Source organism: Bdellovibrio bacteriovorus (assembly GCF_001592755.1).
Classification (GTDB): domain Bacteria; phylum Bdellovibrionota; class Bdellovibrionia; order Bdellovibrionales; family Bdellovibrionaceae; genus Bdellovibrio; species Bdellovibrio bacteriovorus_E.
Genome location: NZ_LUKF01000014.1, coordinates 130,126 through 148,805, shown reverse-complemented (window position 1 = coordinate 148,805; position 18,680 = coordinate 130,126). Strand labels below are relative to the sequence as shown.

The 18,680-nt window shown below is 45.6% G+C and carries 18 protein-coding genes; 10 read left to right on the top strand and 8 right to left on the bottom strand.

Features of this window, described 5'->3' with window-relative positions:
• Nucleotides 1–170: 170 nt before the first annotated feature.
• Entirely contained in the window at nt 171–1,235 is a 1,065-nt protein-coding gene (locus AZI85_RS08805) for a lactonase family protein (protein ID WP_063243732.1), read from the bottom strand.
• A gap of 288 nt (nt 1,236–1,523) precedes the next feature.
• Here AZI85_RS08805 and AZI85_RS08800 point away from each other — a divergent pair, with 288 nt between their 5' ends.
• The 6 genes from AZI85_RS08800 (at nt 1,524) to AZI85_RS08775 (ending at nt 10,548) form a co-directional block, all read left to right on the top strand.
• A complete protein-coding gene (locus AZI85_RS08800; RefSeq protein WP_063243731.1) occupies nt 1,524–3,533 on the top strand; it encodes a protein-disulfide reductase DsbD family protein in 2,010 nt (669 codons plus the stop codon).
• Entirely contained in the window at nt 3,530–4,126 is a 597-nt protein-coding gene (locus tag AZI85_RS08795; protein WP_063243730.1) for a redoxin domain-containing protein, read from the top strand. The genes AZI85_RS08800 and AZI85_RS08795 overlap by 4 nt, the downstream gene beginning before the upstream one ends.
• 199 nt (nt 4,127–4,325) lie before the next feature.
• Nucleotides 4,326–7,502 (top strand): isoleucine--tRNA ligase, encoded by a 3,177-nt coding sequence (gene ileS, locus AZI85_RS08790; RefSeq protein WP_063243729.1) that lies wholly within the window; start codon nt 4,326–4,328, stop codon nt 7,500–7,502.
• Entirely contained in the window at nt 7,502–8,239 is a 738-nt protein-coding gene (gene tsaA / locus AZI85_RS08785) for a tRNA (N6-threonylcarbamoyladenosine(37)-N6)-methyltransferase TrmO (RefSeq protein WP_063243728.1), read from the top strand. The genes ileS and tsaA overlap by 1 nt, the downstream gene beginning before the upstream one ends.
• Nucleotides 8,240–8,313: 74 nt before the next feature.
• Nucleotides 8,314–9,444, top strand: coding sequence for a hypothetical protein (locus AZI85_RS08780; protein WP_063243727.1), 1,131 nt, complete (start codon nt 8,314–8,316; stop codon nt 9,442–9,444).
• A 9-nt stretch (nt 9,445–9,453) separates the two neighbouring features.
• On the top strand, nt 9,454–10,548 hold the full coding sequence (locus tag AZI85_RS08775) for a DUF2914 domain-containing protein (protein WP_063243726.1): 1,095 nt from the start codon (nt 9,454–9,456) through the stop codon (nt 10,546–10,548).
• Here AZI85_RS08775 and AZI85_RS08770 read toward each other — a convergent pair.
• The 6 genes from AZI85_RS08770 to AZI85_RS08745 form a co-directional block, all read right to left on the bottom strand.
• Nucleotides 10,545–10,823: a PilZ domain-containing protein gene (locus tag AZI85_RS08770; protein WP_063206381.1), complete on the bottom strand. Its 279-nt coding sequence runs from the start codon at nt 10,821–10,823 to the stop codon at nt 10,545–10,547. The genes AZI85_RS08775 and AZI85_RS08770 overlap by 4 nt on opposite strands.
• Nucleotides 10,824–10,916: 93 nt before the next feature.
• The gene (locus AZI85_RS08765; protein ID WP_063243725.1) at nt 10,917–11,369 is read right to left on the bottom strand and encodes a hypothetical protein; all 453 of its coding nucleotides are present in this window, start codon (nt 11,367–11,369) and stop codon (nt 10,917–10,919) included.
• Complete coding sequence (locus tag AZI85_RS08760; protein WP_063243724.1) at nt 11,369–12,121, bottom strand: 3D domain-containing protein; 753 nt, start codon at nt 12,119–12,121, stop codon at nt 11,369–11,371. Before AZI85_RS08760 ends, AZI85_RS08765 begins: the two co-directional genes overlap by 1 nt.
• Nucleotides 12,122–12,256: 135 nt before the next feature.
• On the bottom strand, nt 12,257–13,534 hold the full coding sequence (locus AZI85_RS08755) for a trans-sulfuration enzyme family protein (RefSeq protein WP_063243723.1): 1,278 nt from the start codon (nt 13,532–13,534) through the stop codon (nt 12,257–12,259).
• 73 nt (nt 13,535–13,607) lie between these two features.
• Nucleotides 13,608–14,162 (bottom strand): HutD/Ves family protein, encoded by a 555-nt coding sequence (locus AZI85_RS08750; protein ID WP_172795320.1) that lies wholly within the window; start codon nt 14,160–14,162, stop codon nt 13,608–13,610.
• A 77-nt stretch (nt 14,163–14,239) separates the two neighbouring features.
• On the bottom strand, nt 14,240–15,127 hold the full coding sequence (locus AZI85_RS08745; RefSeq protein ID WP_063243721.1) for an aminoglycoside phosphotransferase family protein: 888 nt from the start codon (nt 15,125–15,127) through the stop codon (nt 14,240–14,242).
• A 78-nt stretch (nt 15,128–15,205) separates the two neighbouring features.
• Here AZI85_RS08745 and AZI85_RS08740 point away from each other — a divergent pair, with 78 nt between their 5' ends.
• A complete protein-coding gene (locus tag AZI85_RS08740) occupies nt 15,206–15,742 on the top strand; it encodes a TetR/AcrR family transcriptional regulator (protein ID WP_063206375.1) in 537 nt (178 codons plus the stop codon).
• Between the two features lie 205 nt (nt 15,743–15,947).
• Nucleotides 15,948–16,292, top strand: coding sequence for an RNA recognition motif domain-containing protein (locus AZI85_RS08735; protein WP_063206374.1), 345 nt, complete (start codon nt 15,948–15,950; stop codon nt 16,290–16,292).
• A 52-nt stretch (nt 16,293–16,344) separates the two neighbouring features.
• Here AZI85_RS08735 and AZI85_RS08730 read toward each other — a convergent pair whose 3' ends face one another.
• Nucleotides 16,345–16,584 carry a hypothetical protein gene (locus AZI85_RS08730; RefSeq protein WP_063243720.1) on the bottom strand — a complete coding sequence of 80 codons (240 nt, stop codon included), beginning with the start codon at nt 16,582–16,584 and terminating at the stop codon, nt 16,345–16,347.
• 119 nt (nt 16,585–16,703) lie between these two features.
• On the opposite strand from AZI85_RS08730, the gene AZI85_RS08725 reads away from it, so the two are divergent.
• Nucleotides 16,704–17,906, top strand: coding sequence for a TCR/Tet family MFS transporter (locus AZI85_RS08725; protein ID WP_063243719.1), 1,203 nt, complete (start codon nt 16,704–16,706; stop codon nt 17,904–17,906).
• Nucleotides 17,907–18,022: 116 nt separating this feature from the next.
• Nucleotides 18,023–18,640: a PAQR family membrane homeostasis protein TrhA gene (gene trhA, locus AZI85_RS08720; protein ID WP_063243718.1), complete on the top strand. Its 618-nt coding sequence runs from the start codon at nt 18,023–18,025 to the stop codon at nt 18,638–18,640.
• Nucleotides 18,641–18,680: the final 40 nt, after the last annotated feature.

Below are 18,680 nucleotides of genomic sequence, written 5' to 3'. Positions count from 1 at the left end.
ATAAACATTAAATCTTCCCTCGGAAACTCGAGGGTCTCCTCGATTTTTCAGAGTGAGTTTTCACTCATATTTTTTCTGATCTGAACGACCGAAAATCAATCATAGCGAGCAACGCATTCGACTCTGCAGAAGAATTGTTCCTCGCCGTTCCATGAGTGATCGATACCGAGTCACTTCATCAATATTTGCACGGGATACCCACCCGTCCCGACTGAAAAAGTGTCGTCCTTAATCAAGCCTTGGCTAGAAATTTTAAAGCGGAGGATTTGATCAGCACCAGAATCAACAACATAGGCAAAGGTGCTTGTTGCATTCACTGCCATACCCACGGGAGCAACACCCGCAGACACCGAAGTCGGCGACTGATGAATCAAAGATCCATCCTGCTGGATAGAGTACAAAGAAATATCACTGCTCCCTGCGTTTGCTACAAACATCTGACTTCCTGAAATGAGCAAACCTTGCGGAGCCGCTCCCGTTGCAATGGTTGCTTTTTTGTTCAAAGTGCCATCACTTCCAATCGCAAAAGATTCCACTAAGTCTGTCCAGCAACTTGCCGCATATAAAAAAGATCCTTGCGTAAGTTGAGTGATACCTACAGGACCCGAAGGACAGCTTTCAGCTTGAACCGATGCCGGCGTCAAAGCTTGAAAACTTCCGTCAGACTGCAAACGAAACTGAGAGATCGAATCCGTGTAATGACTAATGACGTATGCAAACTCGCCCGAAGGTGAGAAGTGAACTCCTAAAGAGGCATCTGCGTAAGGAATCAAGCCACTAAGACTCAAAGTCCCGTCAGCAGCTATCGCAAAACGCGTGATATTGGGCTCAGTCATACTGGAAGCATAGAGAAATTTTCCGTCAGGACTTATCGCAAGATGCACCGGCATATCTTCCGTGGAAATCGCGGCGGCTAATTCGCTTAACACTCCATCAGCACCCACTTTAAACTGCGAAACGGTTCCGTCGTATTCGTTCGCTACGTATAAAAACTGCTGGGCTTGATCCATGACCATGAATGACGGCATGGTTCCCGTGGCGACTGTAGGAGTCGTCAATGCTGTCAGCACACCTTCTTTAGAAAGATGATATTCATGAATCTTGCTGTCATCGCGGGTTAATACATAGACAAACTGATCTTGACCGATAATCTTCTTTCCACTTCCACCGCCACTGCAGGCCACCAAACCAAGAATTGTCAGTCCCATCCCTATTTTTAAAATAATGTGCTTCATCTGCGTCTCCTCAGCACATCTCTGAATGCAAGCAGGGACCCAAAGAAATATTGTTTCAAATTCGATTTATCCAGAGCTGGCACGAGCCCTGCCGAAAAATCGGCAACCATTTCTGCCGTGTCATCGGCGAGTGCCGAATTTACAACCATTGCCGTTGCAGACATAAGGACGCAGGCTTTCTTCCAATTCTCAGTTGATTTTAAACAATCTAACCCCGCATTGCATTTAATACGGCCAGCTAAACGCAGTAATGTTGGCGTCGAGCAGAAATTTTTCTATAACTAAAGAATGCTTTTTCTTGCCCGACTTTTTACCGCTCTCATCATGACTTACTCTTGCACGTCCTTTGCGGCCGATACTTTTCATTTCCCCCAAGGGGAAGTAAAACTTATTTCGTCCCGGACCTCTTGGAATGAAAATCTGAAACCGTCTTTAGGTATTCATTTTAGAATTAAAGATCACTGGCATATATACTGGAAAAATTCGGGTGATTCCGGTGCGGCTCCGAAATGGAACTGGAGTTTAACAAACGCGAAGATTACGAAAGAGCATTGGCCTCTTCCGGAACGTATTCCCGTCGAAGGTCTGATCAACTTTGGTTACTCCAACGAATCTCTTTTTGTCTTCGATCTAGAACCTGAGGCAAAGCAGAATTCTGTTCAAGCTTCGGTCCATGTAGAGTTTCTTATTTGCAAAATCGAATGCGTTCCCTATTTCACGGAACTGAAGACCGAAATTCCCTATTCTGCTCAGCGAGGGCCTCCGTCAGAGGTTTTCTCGAAGTTCGTTTACCCTGCGTCAGCTCCCTCGTCTTTTTCCTGGGTCCCTCAAAAATTAGAGGGCTCGACTTTAAAAACTGTTCTGAATCTTTCCTCGCAAGCAACACCGAAAAATTTAGAAATCTTTCCTGAAGATGGCGAAAGCTTTAAAGCCTCCGCACCAGAGTTAATCCCAGAGGGCAACAACTTCGAAATCAACCTAGCTTTGCAAGATACTTCCAAAACCGATTTTGAAGGTGCACGCTTTCTTCTTGTCACTGAAAACGCGGACGGAAAAAAGCAGGGCTACGAAATCTCTTTGCAAAAAACCGCTCCCGCTTCATTGGGATTTGTCGTGCTGTGGGCTTTGCTGGGTGGATTTATTTTAAACTTTATGCCTTGTGTGTTTCCCGTTTTATCCATCAAAGTTTTAAGCTTCTTAGGTCCGGATAAAAATGCACAAAGTCTGCGAACTTCGGGTCTGTTTTACACTTTAGGCGTCATGATGTCTTTTTTAATTCTCGGCGGAGCATTGATGCTTTTACGCGCCGGTGGTGAGCAGATTGGTTGGGGTTTCCAATTGCAATCTCCCGTTATCGCTGCGGGCATTTCTATTTTGTTTTTCTGGTTAGGTCTTAATTTTTTAGGCACATTTGAGATTGGACAGTCGTTAACTTATCTTGGCGCAAAGAAAACCTCTTCAGATCGCGCGGGTTCCTTCCTAACAGGAGTGCTTGCCACTGTGGTCGCTACTCCCTGCACGGCACCGTTCATGGGCGCGGCCCTTGGAGCTTCACTGGCAATGCCAGCCGCAAGCACATTGCTTGTCTTTGCAGGACTGGGTTTGGGAATGGCTTTGCCATTCTTTATTCTGGCTTACTTTCCAAAAACAATTCAGTACCTTCCGAAGCCTGGCGCCTGGATGGAAAAACTTAAAGAGTTTTTAGCCTTCCCACTTTTTGCAACGGTGCTTTGGCTGCTATGGGTCTTGTCACATCAAGTGACCATCGCGAGTTTACTTTTCTTATTAGGAATTTATTTGTTCATCGCCTTGTGGATTTGGACTTCGCGCCAGGTTCGCAATGAAAGATGGAAACAAATTCTTTTGCTTCTGGGATTTCTATTTTCATTCGCCGTCTTAGTCTTAATGCCACAAGAATCTGTCACAAGTATGAAAGCCTCTCAAGACGAGGCTTGGAAAACTTTCAGTAAAGAATCCATCGCAGAAGATATCGCCCAAGGAAAAGCCGTCTTTATCGACTTCACCGCCGCTTGGTGCATCACTTGTCAGGTGAATAAGAAACTCGTTCTTCACACCTCTGAGATTCAAAGCGCTTTTACTGCGAATGCAGTGCAACTTTATAAAGCAGATTGGACCGATAAGAATCCCGCTATCACCGACGCATTAGCGGGATATGGTCGGAATTCCCTGCCTCTTTATGTTTATTATGCTGCCGGTTCTCAGAAACCGCAGATTTTGCCCGAGATTTTAACCAAAGGAATTATCTTAGAACTTTTTAACAAGGAGAAAGAACAATGAAAAAAATCTTCGCAATGTTATTGATCACATGTGCAAGCTCTTTGGCGATGGCCGAAGCAAAAATAGGAAGCCCTGCTCCTGATTTTTCTGTCGTCGATGCCACAGGAAAAACACATAAACTTGCTGACTACAAAGGAAAGTATGTTGTGCTTGAGTGGTACAACAAGGATTGTCCTTACGTTCGCAAACATTACGACAGCAAAAACATGCAAAAGATCCAAGGTGACATGACCGCGAAAAACATCGTGTGGCTGTCGGTGATTTCTTCAGCTCCTGGCAAACAAGGTCATTTGGCCGCGGCTGATGCCGTGAAGAATGCACAGAAAGAAGGCTCCAAAGCTTCAGCTATCCTTCTTGATGAAAAAGGCGCGATGGGAAAAGCTTACGGAGCTAAAACCACTCCGCACATGTACCTGATCGACCCTCAAGGTGTCCTTCGTTATAACGGTGCTATCGACAGCAACGATTCTGCGGATCCTAAGACGATTGCAACTTCCGAAAACTACATTGTTCGTGCGGTAGCGAGTGCCGAAAAAGGCGAAAAGATCGCGAAAGAAACCAGCAAACCTTATGGTTGCAGTGTGAAATACTAATTCCCCAACGAGGCTGCTCCTTACAAGCAGCCTGTCCAAACGTCTCTGAAAGATTGAAACTGAGTGTTTATAACGCTGAAACTTGAGGGCTTTGGCGTCCCCGCCCCTATTGCATCGCATTAACCCCGAAAAAATGGCCTCTCCTGAGGGCCTGAAAAAGATGCATCTCAGAGCGAAACCTGATAGATATTGAGGACCTATGACAAACGCAAACACCACTCGTACAGCCCCTTATAATTCTGTAAAACCCGATGTGAATCTTTCGAAGCAGGAAGAATCCATTTTAGATTTTTGGGATCAGGAAAAAATTTTCGCGAAGTCTTTAGATCCAAAAGGAAAAAAGACTTACAGCTTTTATGACGGTCCTCCGTTTGCGACAGGTCTTCCTCACTACGGACACTTGCTTGCGGGGGTATTGAAAGACGTGGTTCCTCGTTACTGGACGATGAAAGGTTACACTGTTCCTCGTCGTTTTGGTTGGGACTGTCACGGCCTTCCGGTGGAGTACGAAATCAACAAAGCTCATAAAATCGAAAGCCGTAAAGACGTTTTCAAAATGGGCGTTGCTAATTACAACGATGCTTGTCGCGGTATCGTAAAAAGATATTCTGAAGAGTGGAAAACCACAGTTCGCCGCGTAGGTCGTTGGGTCGACATGGAAAACCCTTACTTCACGATGGATGTTTCCTTCATGGAGAGCGTTTGGTGGGTGTTCCAACAGCTTTTCGAAAAAGGTTTGATCTATGAAGGCTACAAAGTTGTTCCTTACTCTGTAGGAATCTCGACTTCGCTTTCAAACTTCGAAGCCAACCAAAACTATAAAATGGTTCAAGACCCGGCGATCACGGTGATGTTTAAACTCATCAACCAACCAGACACCGCAGTCATGGCTTGGACGACGACTCCTTGGACGTTGCCTTCGAACTTAGCTTTGGCAGTGGGTCTGGATATCGACTACGTTAAAGTTCAAGAGAAGTCTTCCGGTCGCAAATTGATTTTGGCGCAAGCTCTTCTTCCATCTGTTTTCAAAAAACCGGATGAAGAAGTTGAAGTTTTGCAAATGATGAAGGGCAAAGACCTTGTTGATTTGACCTATGAACCTTTATTCCCTTACTTCGGCGATCGCGCCGATAAAGGGGCTTTCCGTATCATCTCTTCAGATCACGTCACGACTGACAGCGGTACGGGTGTGGTGCATATGGCTCCGGCGTTTGGTGAAGAGGACTACTATGCGTGTTCGAAAGCGGGCATTCCCTTAGTAAATCCCGTCGATGATGACGGTATGTTCACAAGCGAGGTTCCCGATTACGCTGGCAAACGCGTGAAAGACGCGGATAAAGACATCATCGCGGATCTAAAAAAACGCGGGAATCTTTTCAAACAGGACACGATTCAACATAGTTATCCTTACTGCTATCGTTCGGACACTCCACTGATCTATCGTGCGGTGTCTTCTTGGTTTGTTGCCGTTGAAAAGATCAAAGAGAACCTTGTTGCGAACAATAAAAACACGTCCTGGGTGCCTGATCACCTTCGTGATGGTCGTTTTGGAAACTGGTTAGAAAACGCTCGTGACTGGGCGATTTCGCGCAACCGTTTCTGGGGAACTCCTTTGCCGCTTTGGAGAAACAAAGAAGGCGAAGTCATCTGTATCGGTTCCTGTGAGCAGCTTGAAAAATTATCCGGCAAAAAAGTAACTGATCTGCATATCGAGTTTGTCGACGAAATCGAAATTCCGTCTCCAACGGGTAAATCTCCGCTAAAGCGTGTCGATGGCGTTTTGGATTGCTGGTTTGAATCTGGTTCTATGCCTTACGCTCAGTGGGGCTTCCCGAACGCGAATGTGGAAGAGTTCAAAAAAGCCTTCCCTGCGCAGTTCATCGCGGAAGGTTTAGATCAAACTCGTGGTTGGTTCTACACCTTGTCCGTCATCGGAACGGCGTTGTTCAACCAAGCTCCGTTCCAAAATGTCGTAGTGAACGGGCTTGTCCTTGCAGAAGACGGTCGCAAAATGTCGAAGAGTCTTCGTAACTATCCTGATCCAATGGAAGTATTGAATCAGCATGGTGCCGATGCGCTTCGTCTGTACTTGATTGATTCTCCGGTCGTGAAAGCGCAAGAATTGAAGTTCTCTGAAAAAGGCGTTTACGATGTGGTTCGTAAAATCCTTTTGAGATGGTGGAACTCGTATTCGTTCTTTGCGAACTACGCGAACATCGACGGCTTCGTACCAAAAGGTGACGCGAAAAAATCTCCGAACATTCTGGATCAGTGGGTTCTTTCTCGCTTAAACGGTCTGATCGCAAATACACATAGAGAGATGGACGCTTATCGTTTGTACAACGTGGTTCCTCATCTCCTTCAGTTTATCGAGGATTTGACGAACACCTACATCCGCTTTAACCGCAGCCACTTCTGGCAAGACGGTATGCCGGAAGAAAAGCGTTTTGCTTACGAAACTTTGCATGAGGTTCTTGTAACTCTAGCTCGCTTGATGGCGCCATTTGCTCCCTTCATGTCCGAGACGACTTACAAAAACTTGGCACAAGTTCTTCCGAATAAAAAAGACTCTGTGCACTTGGAAAGCTTCCCGGAAGCCGATCTTTCATTGCTTCGTCCTGAATTGGAAGAAGCCGTGAAGGCTATGGATGTGTTAGTGACTTTGGGGCGTAATCACCGCGAAAAAATCCAGGTGAAAGCGAAAATCCCACTTCGCGAAATTCGCATCATCCATAGAAGCGCTAAAGTTCTTGAGACATTGAAACGCTTTGAACCTTACTTCATCGACGAATTGAACTTCCGCAAAGTAAATTACGATGCGAACGAAGACCAATTCGTACAAATCACAGCGAAAGCCAACTTCCCGGTTCTTGGTAAACGCCTGGGACCTAAGATGAAGGCCGTGGGTGCCGCAATTCAAAAATTGCAATTGCAGGATTTGTTGAAGCTTGAAAACGGCGAAACCATCACGGTGGAAGGTGAAGAAATTCAGCTTTCTGATGTTGAAATCCGCCGCGCACCTAAAGGCGACAATGCAAACCTGTCTGTGCATCAAGTGGTTTCGATCGAAGTGGATCCAACGGTGACTCCAGAGCAAGAACGTGAAGGTTTAGCTCGCGAGATCATGCGTAAGATCCAAGTCGCTCGTAAAACAGCGGACTTCCAAATGGATGACAAAATCACCTTGGATATCGCTTGTGCAGGAGCTTTGCTTGAAGCTTTGAATGCTCACAAAGATATGATCGTTTCTGAAACTTTGACGAAGAATTTGAATGTTTTAGATTTGAATGCAGATCCAAAAGGTGTGCACACTGAAACTTCGGACATTGACGGCGAAGTGATCAAAATCGGCGTTACAGCTCTGCCTCGCTCATAATGAAAAAACACGGTGAGGCTTTCGAATTCGCAGCTATCGGTCACGTAAGGACCCCGTTCAAAGATAAGTTCGGGGTTCCACGTCAGCCAGGTCTTGCGGCGGAAGCCAAAGGTGTTATCAAACTTCTTCCTGATCCCGATTTAAAAACCGCACTTAAAAGCCTTGAAGAATTTAGCCATCTTTGGATCGTCTTTGTTTTCCACGAACACGGCGGAAAAAACTGGAAGCCCAGCATTCGTCCTCCGCGTTTGGGTGGAAATCGCAAAGTCGGAGTTTTAGCTTCACGTTCTCCTCATCGCCCGAATCCTATTGGTCTTTCTGCCGTCAGCATCGAGAAAATTGATTTAGATGCTGAAGGGGGTCCTGAAATTTATGTGGGCAGCGTGGATCTTATTGATGGAACACCCGTGCTAGATATCAAGCCCTACATCCCTTACGCCGATTCTATTCCTGATGCGAATGCAGGATGGGCTTCCGAACCCATTCCGCGTTTTGAAGTGCGTTTTACTCCCGAAGCAGAAGCAGATATTCAAAAGCAAGATCCCGTCGGAGAAAAAAATCTGCGCAGCCTGATCATCAGTATTCTTGAATTAGATCCCCGTCCCGCCTTCCAAAAACGCCAACACCCCGTTTCAGAAAAAGAAACCTGGGGCCGCCGCTACGGCTTTGACGTTCTAGAACACGATGTTAAGTACGAGATACAAGAAGGACTTTTCGTCGTTTACGCTCTGGAATAGCTTTCGCGTCATACTGACGCATGTTTCCTATTGAAATTGCTCCCTCGCATGAAAAAGCTGATAAACTCATACTCATGAAAAAACTTTGTTTATTGTTTTTAGTATTGAGTGCTTGCGCCAGCAAACCTCAGATAACGAAACCAAAGAAGTTTACCTCTATCCCCTGTCAACAGAGCTTTTCCGATGGAGTTTTTGAGCCTTCAGATCGTCAGCTCAATCGCGTAAGTACGTTATTTGAAATGGGCTGTTTTAATGAAGTCATTGTTTTAGGCTCTTATATTCGTTCACACCATCGCGATAAGTTTTACAGCATTACCTCTGAAATCGGCGAACTTGCGACTCCCGAAGGAACACTAACAGAGTATATTTTAGAATCTTACGAGCGATCTTATCTGAGTCTTCTTATTTCACTTAGCTACCTGAATCTGAACGATGAAAACGCGGCCCAAGTTGAGCTTCGTCAAAGCATGACGGACGAACAAGCTCAGCTTTACAACCATGGAAATGACCCGGTTATCACGGTCCTGCACGCAACACTCTGGACTCGTTTCGATCCCCAAGTGGCGCGACCCTACTGGAAAAGATTGAGTGAGGATAAAAAATCCTCGAAGGCTGTGGTGAAGTTTGCACAAGCAAGACTTTCGGAAATAGATCGCAGCGGGTCCTCAGCAAAACGGAACTGGAAAGTTTATGGGATTGGCACCTTACCTGGACTTACTTGGGAAGCCGATTTTATTAAACGGGAAAAAGGTCCTTACAGAATTTCTGCTACGGGTGGTTTTCCTAAGACTTGCTCTTCAGACGGTGATTTAATAGTTCCAACGTCTTCGTGGATTGATAAACTTTCTCGCCGTTACGAAGTGGATTATCACCCGATTCTTTACACTAAAAGTCTTTTACGAGTTCCCTTCGGAGTGACCTACGGAATCCTTGGAGTGAGTGCAGGCGTTGCGGTCGGGTTCTCCGGGTGTATTTTGGCCAGTCAAATTCGCGCTGATGAACTGTGCCGAGCCGCTATTCACGGCGGAGGCGGTATTATTATGGCCTCGGGAGATCTCGTTGAATACACTTTGGGTCCGGACCTGCGACATTGGGAAAACTTACCTAATGCCTTTTACATCGTCGACGAATCTAGCGGCGAAAATAAAGAATGCCTCAGCTCACAAGATAAAGAAAACATGGTCCTTCGAGCCCTCTCGCGCTAATGTGGGGTTATGACTGCACTGAAAGAACGCCTGTATAAGCTGTATCAAGAAAACGAAGTGAAAGTGGATATCGCCTTTTTCTTAGGTGGTTTCTTTTTTGATCTTTTTACTCTGTCGGATATCGACAACCTTTTCGGGATTGGTCAACAGGTTGCCTATCTGCTGATTCTAGGGACGGTTCTTTACTGGGATTTCTTGGCAACGCAAGGCCTAGTCCAAATTCCAAAGCGCTTTGAAAAGGCCTGGGATTATCGCCAGCTTTTGGTGCACTTTCTTTTCGGAAGCCTTCTTAGCATCTATTCGCTTTTCTTTATTAAAAGTGCCTCGATGTTTTCTTCGATCATTTTTATTGTGCTATTGCTGGCGGTGATGGTTGCTAACGAATTACAAAGGATCCGTAAGGGTGATATCTCAATCAAAATCGCGCTCTTTGTGATCTGTATTTTTTCGTTTTTTTCGATGACGGTTCCTGTGCTTTTAGGCTTCGTGGGTGTCGTCCCTTTCCTTCTATCCATTCTTCTGACGGTTCTTGTGATGTACGGCATTTTTCTTCTGCTAAAGTCTCGCACCACAGATTTGAACTATCTTAAAAAAAGATTGTTGGCACCGAGTGGAGCCATCGTCGCACTCTTCTTGATTTTTTATTTCTTGGGCTGGATCCCACCAGTGCCACTTTCGATTCAAAGCATCGGCGTATATCATGGTGTCGAAAAATCCGAAGGACAATACATTCTTTCGTATGAAACTCCCCAATGGAAATTCTGGCATCACGGAGACCAAGATTTTACTGCTGAGCCCGGCGACACGATTTACATCTTTGCCCAAATCTTTTCTCCTGCTCGCTTTAGTGATTCCGTGATTTTGCATTGGTACTATTTGGATCCGCGCGCAGGATGGCAGACCACCGATAAAATTCCGATGAGTATCGCTGGCGGTCGCAAAACAGGATATCGTGGATTTTCTTCAAAGCAGAATTATTCGGAAGGTCGATGGCGCGTGAGTGTAGAAACAACGGATGGCCGAGAGATCGGTCGGATCTACTTCAAAGTCAGCAAAGTGACGGAAGCCAATCCGAACCGCATGTTCTATAAAGACGTCTTTTAAATATTCTCTAAAAACTCGATACCGATTTTTACAAGCGTGGTGTCTAAAGGCTCCATCCAAACCACGCGTGCTGACATGGGATCTAAACGGCCCACTTTCACTTTGATAGTTTGATTCGGAACGAGGTTGGGACTGGCCTTCACCACCAAGGCACAGCCAGTGAAAGACTCATTCAGGATGATGCCAACCGCAGTGGGATCAAAGGTATCTTCATCCAAATAATCGATAAGGGCATGATCCAAAGGATCTGGTTGAAAACGCACGGCTCGGCTCATGGGACCTCCCAACTCTTTAAGTCTATATGCAAATGCAAAGACAGGCAAAGATCGGGCTTTTTAGATGAGCAGTTTGTAATTTAGCAGACAGGTTTAGTTTTTAGCCGGCTCTGGTTTCTTTTTAGCGTCTAAGTCTGATGGAGGCTTTTCGCTCGATTTGGACTCTATTTGTGGCGCTCGCGGGGATCCCATTTCTAGGGCCGCGATGCGAAGGTCCGCAATTTCTTCACAGGTTTTTTCCATTTCTTTATCTTGGCAAGCCACATAAAGCTTACGACGAATGGTATTCCAGGAAGGTGTCCACTCTGCCGCCTCTTTGAGTTCATGCAAAGTGACTTTGTCTAAAACATCCACCTTCTTGAACTCTTGAACCAGTTTTTCAAGATAGAATTTTTTCTGCTCTTCACGAAGGTCCTTAAATTCCTCATAGGATGACATCCAGAAGGGAGGCGCTGACATATCGATCTCAGAACTCTCTGCCGCTTTGGCAACACCCATGGACATCATACTTAAAAACAAAACCAATATGAAAACTGTCTTACTCATTACTGAATTCCCGCGCGAGCTGGAGCCGACTCCATAACTGAAGCATACATAACTTTTTTCTCTTCAATAGATTCACTGACAGAGTCTTCAATGGCAATCAAAGCATTTTCATAATTCGGAGCACTTCGACGAATCACCGTGAACTGCTTACGGCTAGCGCAATCAGACTTATCGACCATTTGCATATCCGGACTTCCCAAAGTTCCAAAGGCATTAAAGTCATTATTCATATTGAAGCCGCCAGTGAAAATATCAAAGCGGTTGGCTCCTTTAATCGCACCACCTGTATCGTGCACAATTAGATATCCCGGATGAGTCATTCTTTTACCGTTAGGCAAAGTGATGATCTTTCCTTTTAAAGAAGGCATTTGAATAATATCACCCATACTGTGATGGCGTGGATCCGCCGCTACGGAAATAAATGGGATCAAGCACTTTCCGCTCGCTCCAATCGCCGTATCGCAATTATCCATTTTCAAGATTTTACCGGTGTAAGTCAGGACACGGCCTCCTGATAAGGTGCCCGAACCCTGCATGCGAACTTCTTTTTTGAAAGCTGCGCATGGAGTCGGCGATGAGCAATAATCCTTAATATGAGGCACGAAATACGTCGTCGTCGTCGCAATATTTTTAGGGCACAACTGCGCATTGCTGGCATTAGCGGCGATCATCATCGCACCCACGGCAAACACTTGAACCGTTGTCTTTAGCGCACTTCTTTTATTTTTTTCGCGACCATTTTGATTTCTCATGCAAACACTACAAAGCAATGTTGAGACCAACGCGAGTGCCAGTTTATGGCAGTTGATCGTCAGCGCTTTTTACAGTGTCTGTCAGTTTCAACACTTTCTCAGAATGAAACTTCTTAGTTTGAGACAGTGTTCCGGCTAAACCTTTTTAAGTGCCTCGGCAAGGTCATCAATAATATCTTGCGCACTCTCTAAACCAATACTCAAACGGATCGCGCGCGGGTCAATACCGCTTTCACCACGCTTTTCATTGGGAATCGCCGAGTGGGTCATAAAGCCCGGAACTTCGATCAAAGTCTTCGTTAAACCCAAGCTGACGGCTAAAGTGATTGCGTAGGAGTTCTTAGCGATATCATCCACAAACTTCTGGCACTTTTTCATGTCGCCTTTAAGCTGGAAGGAAATCATCGTGCCTGGAGCAAATTGAGACTCGGGCGATTTTAAATATTTTTTCGCAAGCTTGTACTGCGGATGACTTTTCAGTCCCGGATACGTCACACTTTGCACTTTAGGATGCTTTTCTAAGAACTGTGCAATTTTTAAAGCCGTTGCCTGTTGCTGTTCAAAACGAATCGCTTGAGTTGAAATACCATAAACTAAAATATGCCAAGCAGAATAAGGGTGAATGATGGCGCCAAAATCCTTACGCGCCACACGCAACATGCTTTCAAAAGATTTAGGAGCAATCACCGCCCCGCCCATCTCGGTGCCAAAGCCCGAAATATTTTTCGTCAGACTTTGAATAACAAAATCAATACCCCATTCAAGAGGTCTTAAGGCCCAAGGAGTCGCAAAGGTATTGTCGACCACCGTATAAATCTGTTGATCCTTTTTTCTTTTCTTATTCGCGGCCTTGACCAGGCTGACGATCTTTTCTAAATCGGCTATTTCTAAAATAGGGTTTGATACAGTTTCAAAATAAACAACTCGCGTGCTTTCATCCGCCAATAACTTTGCCAAAGAAGCCGAGTCATTAACATCAATCAAAGAGTTCTGAACCCCCAAGCGCGGAAGCCAGTTGGTGATAAGACTGTAGGTGCAACCGTATAAAGTTTTATGAGCGACGATGCGTTCGCCCGTTTTAAGCAACGACATGAAAGTGGAGGCGATCGCACCCATGCCACTTCCAAAAGTGATGGCGCACTCCCCTTTTTCAAGAATCGCCAGTTGGTCTTCCAACATTTTCGTCGTGGGTTCTTCTAAACGGTCATAGATCCAAATCGGTTTTCCTGATTCAGTTTGTGCTCCGAAGGTGCTAAAGCCTTCAGCTCCGCGAGATAAAGATTCCAGACGGAATGTTGTTGATGCCGTCATCGGTGGAATTAAGTGATGAGAAAACTCCCACGAGCTGGATTGGAATTCACCGTGAATTGCTTGAGTCCGTGGCGACATCGCCTTTTTGCTGGCCTTTTTCATGAGTCCTCACTTGCTTTAAATAGACCGTACTAGAGCACATGATCTAGTCCTTGGGAAGCGAGGAGCTGCCGCATCAGCGTGGCATTGCTGCAATGTGGAAATACTTCGTGCCTAATTTGCCGGATAGTTTCACGGCCTGAGCACCATCCACCCGCACGGTATCGCCTTCTTCTAAAAGATTTTGTCCCACGGCCATGCTGCCGGAAACACAGAAAAAGTAGTGGAATCCTGGCGCTAACGTCATCGCCACAACCTCTTTGGTAAACTCTTCTGAAGTCATATCGACAGACACTTTTCCGCGGCGATAGATAATCCCCAAATCCATCACCTCGCCATCTTTCAATACACCTTCCATCGCCGAGTCCCCGGAAAATTTGTAAGGCGTGAGCGGAGGCAAATCATGATCATTCAACTTCATGCCTTTTCCCTTCCACACCGCGAGCAGGCGATCGCAGTTATCAAACTTTGAAAAAGGCGCCGATGCTGACACCGTCGCTGAACTGAGTCTCCACAGAAAGTCCCCGTCTGGGAATTGTGCCGAATCAGGGTAAATGTCGATCTGAGAAGTCACTCCTATTCCATTTTTCCAAGGCATGATTTCGTAATCAGCTTTTCTTAACATTTTCATGACTTCATCCTTTTTCTTCATTCGAACACGACCCCAATTCTCAGGCAAGAAACCCGCCCGGAACCTTTGGCATATTGTCAGAGTTCATTTTCTAAAATTTCTGCAATTCTTAATTCGTGAGGCGGCACACGGCCTGATCCTTCGACGGTCCAAGCCATCGAAAGCATCGTCTTTGCAAAAGCCCAGGCGCGGATTTTCTTTTTATCAAATGGCAAAACTTCACCCAAGATTTCTAAGCGCCGACGTAAACGCTTTTCATCATGTAAAGCCTCCCAACCCAGAGGATTGTAAATCATAGCGCCCACTTCACTGCATGGGTCGCCAAGATATCCATGCGGATCGATCACCTTTGGCCCACGATCTGTCACGAGGACGTTATCGTGATGAAGATCTCCGTGCAAAAAGACATCGCTCGTTTGGGCCACTGTCAAATCCTTCCAAAGAGTGCGGGCTTTATCCACAAAAGCGTCGCTCAGCTTTCCCTTCAGGAACTGAAAAGAGGAAATCAATGTGGATAAATGTGGAATGTCTTCGGGAATGGGCGCTGGCTTGCTGTACATCTTATGAATCAGCCCGGCCAAAACCTCGGTGGCTTTATCGTCGTCGCCTTGATAAACAGTTTCCTGAAGCGTGTGCGACGACGGGATGAACTCCATGAAGAAGGCATTGTATCCCTCATCAAACATCTGCACCTGCGGCGCGACCTCCGAATGCATTTTCAACCAAAGAGTTTCTTTACGATAATCCGCTCCCTGAGGGGATGTTTTCAAAACCCACTTTTCATTTTTCGCATTCTCGACAATCGCGACGTAATTGTAGCTTAAGTTCGCGACTGGAATCATCGAACGCAAATCATACTTACGCGACAGAGCCTGCAAATGCAGTGGAAGATTTACAAGCCATTGTCTTCCGATGTCGCCATAAACTTCACAGATATTTTTTTGAAACTCTTCTGGTAATTTCATCACTTTTCTTTCGAAAAATTAAAATTCTGTTGCTATCTAAAATCATTTATGAACTAATTAGTACATGAATGGAGATTCATGGCAAGACCTAAGGATTTCGCACGACGCGAAGAAATTCTAAAAGCAACTCTCAAAGTGTTTCGCAAACACGGCGCCTGGGACTTGTCCTTGAACGAAGTGGCCAGACAGCTTCACACCACCACACGCATGCTGGTGCATCACTTCGGCACGAAAGAAAATTTGATTAACGAATGTCAAAAGCTTCTTGAGCCACGGCTGCATAAGGATCTTTCCAGCGCCCCTCCCCAAAAAAACTGGAAAGCTCTTGTGTGTCAGGCGTGGCACTCTTCTTTGCAAAGCTCAAACAAAGACGATCGGCGTTTGAGTTTGATTTCGACGTTGCAGAACCCGCGAAAGACCTCGCGTCTGCATGAAAATGAACAGGTGATCGGCTCCCTCCGCGAACTTCTCCCCTCCCGCATGAAGAAGTTCGCGGAGGATGTATTTATCTATGCATTGGGTTTGGACCTGTATGTTTTGGGTGGGGGCAACCCCGATAGGGCCCTTTTGAACCTGAAAAGTTACCTAAAACGCCTTGAAAATAAGACCGCATAGGACCTACCAAAAGGTCTAGGCTCAAATATAAACGATTTGAGGGCGATTATTATCGATTACCCAATCATTTTTTATTTTCTCTTTCTTTCCTCTTTCAATTTAAAGACAGGCAGGCTACAAACAGTTTCAGCAATTATCGGTCTTCTTTAGTGTGAAAAGCATAGTGCTCATTCCCTTAAGAGTCCCCCATCCTACGGAGGAAATAATGGGCAAAAAATTGTACGTTGGAAATCTTTCTTATTCACTAGATGATCAATCTTTGGGCGACATCTTTGCACAATTCGGCACAGTTGAATCTGCTCGCATCATCACTGATCGCGAAACAGGTCGTAGCAAAGGTTTCGGTTTCGTTGAAATGGCTTCTGACGAAGAAGCTCAAACAGCTATCGAAAAATTGAACGGCTCTGAACAAGGTGGCCGTAACATGAACGTAAGCGAAGCTAAACCAATGGCTCCTCGTGAAAATCGCGGTGGCGGTTTCGGTGGCGGTCGCGGTAACTCTCGCGGCGGCTTCGGCGGCGGCGATCGCGGTGGTCGTTCTCGTTACTAATTTTTCTTCTAAATAAGAAAAAACAAAAAGGGGATCTTACGATCCCCTTTTTTTATTCTGCCGACACCAGTCGAACCTTGATCGCTTCTGAAGCGGGCTCCCGGGCCGATCGAATCTGTTCTATTTTATCGTTATACGCAATAGACACCTGAACATTCTGTATCGATTGAAGTAGCTTTCTATGCATCCTCTTTTCTTGTTGAGTGGCCTCTGCCACCAAACCGTTAAAGTTTTTAACTTCCGCAAAAGAGATCGATCCCGTCAAAGTTATTAAAGCTATTAAGAAGCGCATCCTTGCCCTCCCGTTCTTATAAGTAAGATGCGGCAGTCCGCCCTTCCGGTTAAAGAAAATCGCTTGGCCCCCAAATCTTATTGCTGACAAAATTAAGGCACTTTCGTAGCCTCATTTTTATGACAAAATCAAAAGCAGGACTGCTCTTCATTTTTATTACAGTGACTTTGGACATGATCGGCGTGGGTCTAGTGATCCCGTCCCTTCCCGATATCATGAGACGTTTTGTATCCAGCGAAACTTCGGTGTCTGAATACTTCGGTTATTTTATTTCTATCTATGCGCTCATGCAGTTCGTAGCTTCACCATTATTGGGAGCGCTCTCAGATCGCTTCGGCCGACGTTCCGTGCTTTTGGTTTCTTTGTTTGTCGCCGGCATCGATTACATTCTGATGGCCTATGCACCAACGATTGAAATTTTATTTATTGGACGTATCTTGGCGGGCCTAACAGGCGCGAACATCACGGTTGCTATGGCCTATATCGCGGATGTTAGCGATGATAGCAATCGCTCTGCAAACTTCGGTATGATCGGCGCTGCTTTTGGTCTGGGTTTTATTATCGGCCCAGCAATCGGCGGACTTTTGGGTCACTACGGCGCGCACTATCCATTCTTGGTGGCAGCGGGAATGAATTTACTGAACTTCCTTTTTGGTTTTTTCATTCTGCCAGAATCTTTACCGCAAGAAATGCGACGCAAAGTGGTTTTGCAAAAAACAAATCCCTTCAGCTCGCTTTCTAAAATCTTTCAAGCCAAGCATTTGTTGGCGTTATTGATTGTTTACTTCTGCTTTCAACTTGCCGGGCAAACTCATCCGTCTATTTGGACGTTGTATACAGAAACACGCTTTGGTTGGACGACTTCCGAGGTCGGGTTGTCATTGGCCTTGGTCGGAGTTCTTTCTGCGATTTCTCAAGGTTGGCTCACACGTCTTTTAATTCCCAAATTGGGAGAACGCCGAACAGTTGTGTGGGGAACAGTAGGTTTTGGCGTTGCTTGCATTTTTTATGGCTTAGCGAATCAAGGCTGGATGATGTATGCGATTTTAACGGCGTCATCAGTATTCTGGGTTTGTGGTCCTGCACTTCAGTCTTTAGTGACTCATAATACTCCACCGCAGGAGCAGGGAGAGCTTCAAGGAACTTTGGTCAGTTTGACGAGTCTTGCCGCGATCATCAATCCCCTTGTAACTACGAAACTATTTGCGATCTTCACGGCTGACAAAACTGGAGTTTATATTCCAGGCGCACCTTATTTCTTTGCGGCCGTCGTTTGTTTTGCCGCTTGGATCGTCCTTATCAAAGACAAACATGCGGCTTAAAATTAGATGAAAGCTCTGTTCTTAAAGAGCTTTCATCTGTCCTAATTTTTAGCGTAATTTTTTGTAACTCATCTCTAAATCGAAATTTGTGATATTCTTAATTCACTGGAGGCCCTATCTACCACGGTGAACGCTTTAACAGTATCACACATCTTGTCGGTGCCGCATTGTCTGTGGCCGGCACTTCCGTACTTGTGACTTTAGCAAGTATGCATGGTGACGTGTGGAAGATCGTTGGCACCAGTGTTTATGGTGGCATGCTTGTTTTTCTTTATACGATCTCGACTCTTTATCACAGCATGCAAGGTCGCGCGAAAAAGGTTTTGCAAAAGCTGGATCACATCGCGATCTATCTTCTGATCGCAGGAACTTACACTCCTTTTACCTTGATCACTTTGCGCGGTCCTTGGGGTTGGTGGATTTTTGGGATCAACTGGACACTCGCTGCTTTGGGAATCATCTACGAGCTGACCTTGGCTCATCGCACGCGCACTCCCTCCATGATTATCTATGTTGTGATGGGATGGTTGATTGTCGTCGCTCTTAAACCTTTGACTGCGGCTTTATCGACGGCGGCGATGGTGTGGCTGACTCTGGGCGGAATCCTGTACACGGTGGGTATTATCTTTTTTCTTTTTGATGAAAAGGTCCGACACTTTCATGGCATCTGGCATCTTTTCGTTCTTGCTGGCAGCGCGTGTCAGTACTTCTGCATTCTGCTTTATCTAATTTAAGTGTCAGAGTGACTCTGAATTCTTTGGCATCCTCTTTGAA

Bases quoted from the DNA above. Each gene is read 5' to 3' on its own strand.
- AZI85_RS08805 (WP_063243732.1), bottom strand. From the start codon at position 1,235: ATGAAGCACATTATTTTAAAAATAGGGATGGGACTGACAATTCTTGGT.
- AZI85_RS08800 (WP_063243731.1), top strand. From the start codon at position 1,524: ATGCTTTTTCTTGCCCGACTTTTTACCGCTCTCATCATGACTTACTCT.
- AZI85_RS08795 (WP_063243730.1), top strand. From the start codon at position 3,530: ATGAAAAAAATCTTCGCAATGTTATTGATCACATGTGCAAGCTCTTTG.
- ileS (WP_063243729.1), top strand. From the start codon at position 4,326: ATGACAAACGCAAACACCACTCGTACAGCCCCTTATAATTCTGTAAAA.
- tsaA (WP_063243728.1), top strand. From the start codon at position 7,502: ATGAAAAAACACGGTGAGGCTTTCGAATTCGCAGCTATCGGTCACGTA.
- AZI85_RS08780 (WP_063243727.1), top strand. From the start codon at position 8,314: ATGAAAAAACTTTGTTTATTGTTTTTAGTATTGAGTGCTTGCGCCAGC.
- AZI85_RS08775 (WP_063243726.1), top strand. From the start codon at position 9,454: ATGACTGCACTGAAAGAACGCCTGTATAAGCTGTATCAAGAAAACGAA.
- AZI85_RS08770 (WP_063206381.1), bottom strand. From the start codon at position 10,823: ATGAGCCGAGCCGTGCGTTTTCAACCAGATCCTTTGGATCATGCCCTT.
- AZI85_RS08765 (WP_063243725.1), bottom strand. From the start codon at position 11,369: ATGAGTAAGACAGTTTTCATATTGGTTTTGTTTTTAAGTATGATGTCC.
- AZI85_RS08760 (WP_063243724.1), bottom strand. From the start codon at position 12,121: ATGAGAAATCAAAATGGTCGCGAAAAAAATAAAAGAAGTGCGCTAAAG.
- AZI85_RS08755 (WP_063243723.1), bottom strand. From the start codon at position 13,534: ATGAAAAAGGCCAGCAAAAAGGCGATGTCGCCACGGACTCAAGCAATT.
- AZI85_RS08750 (WP_172795320.1), bottom strand. From the start codon at position 14,162: ATGAAAATGTTAAGAAAAGCTGATTACGAAATCATGCCTTGGAAAAAT.
- AZI85_RS08745 (WP_063243721.1), bottom strand. From the start codon at position 15,127: ATGAAATTACCAGAAGAGTTTCAAAAAAATATCTGTGAAGTTTATGGC.
- AZI85_RS08740 (WP_063206375.1), top strand. From the start codon at position 15,206: ATGGCAAGACCTAAGGATTTCGCACGACGCGAAGAAATTCTAAAAGCA.
- AZI85_RS08735 (WP_063206374.1), top strand. From the start codon at position 15,948: ATGGGCAAAAAATTGTACGTTGGAAATCTTTCTTATTCACTAGATGAT.
- AZI85_RS08730 (WP_063243720.1), bottom strand. From the start codon at position 16,584: ATGCGCTTCTTAATAGCTTTAATAACTTTGACGGGATCGATCTCTTTT.
- AZI85_RS08725 (WP_063243719.1), top strand. From the start codon at position 16,704: ATGACAAAATCAAAAGCAGGACTGCTCTTCATTTTTATTACAGTGACT.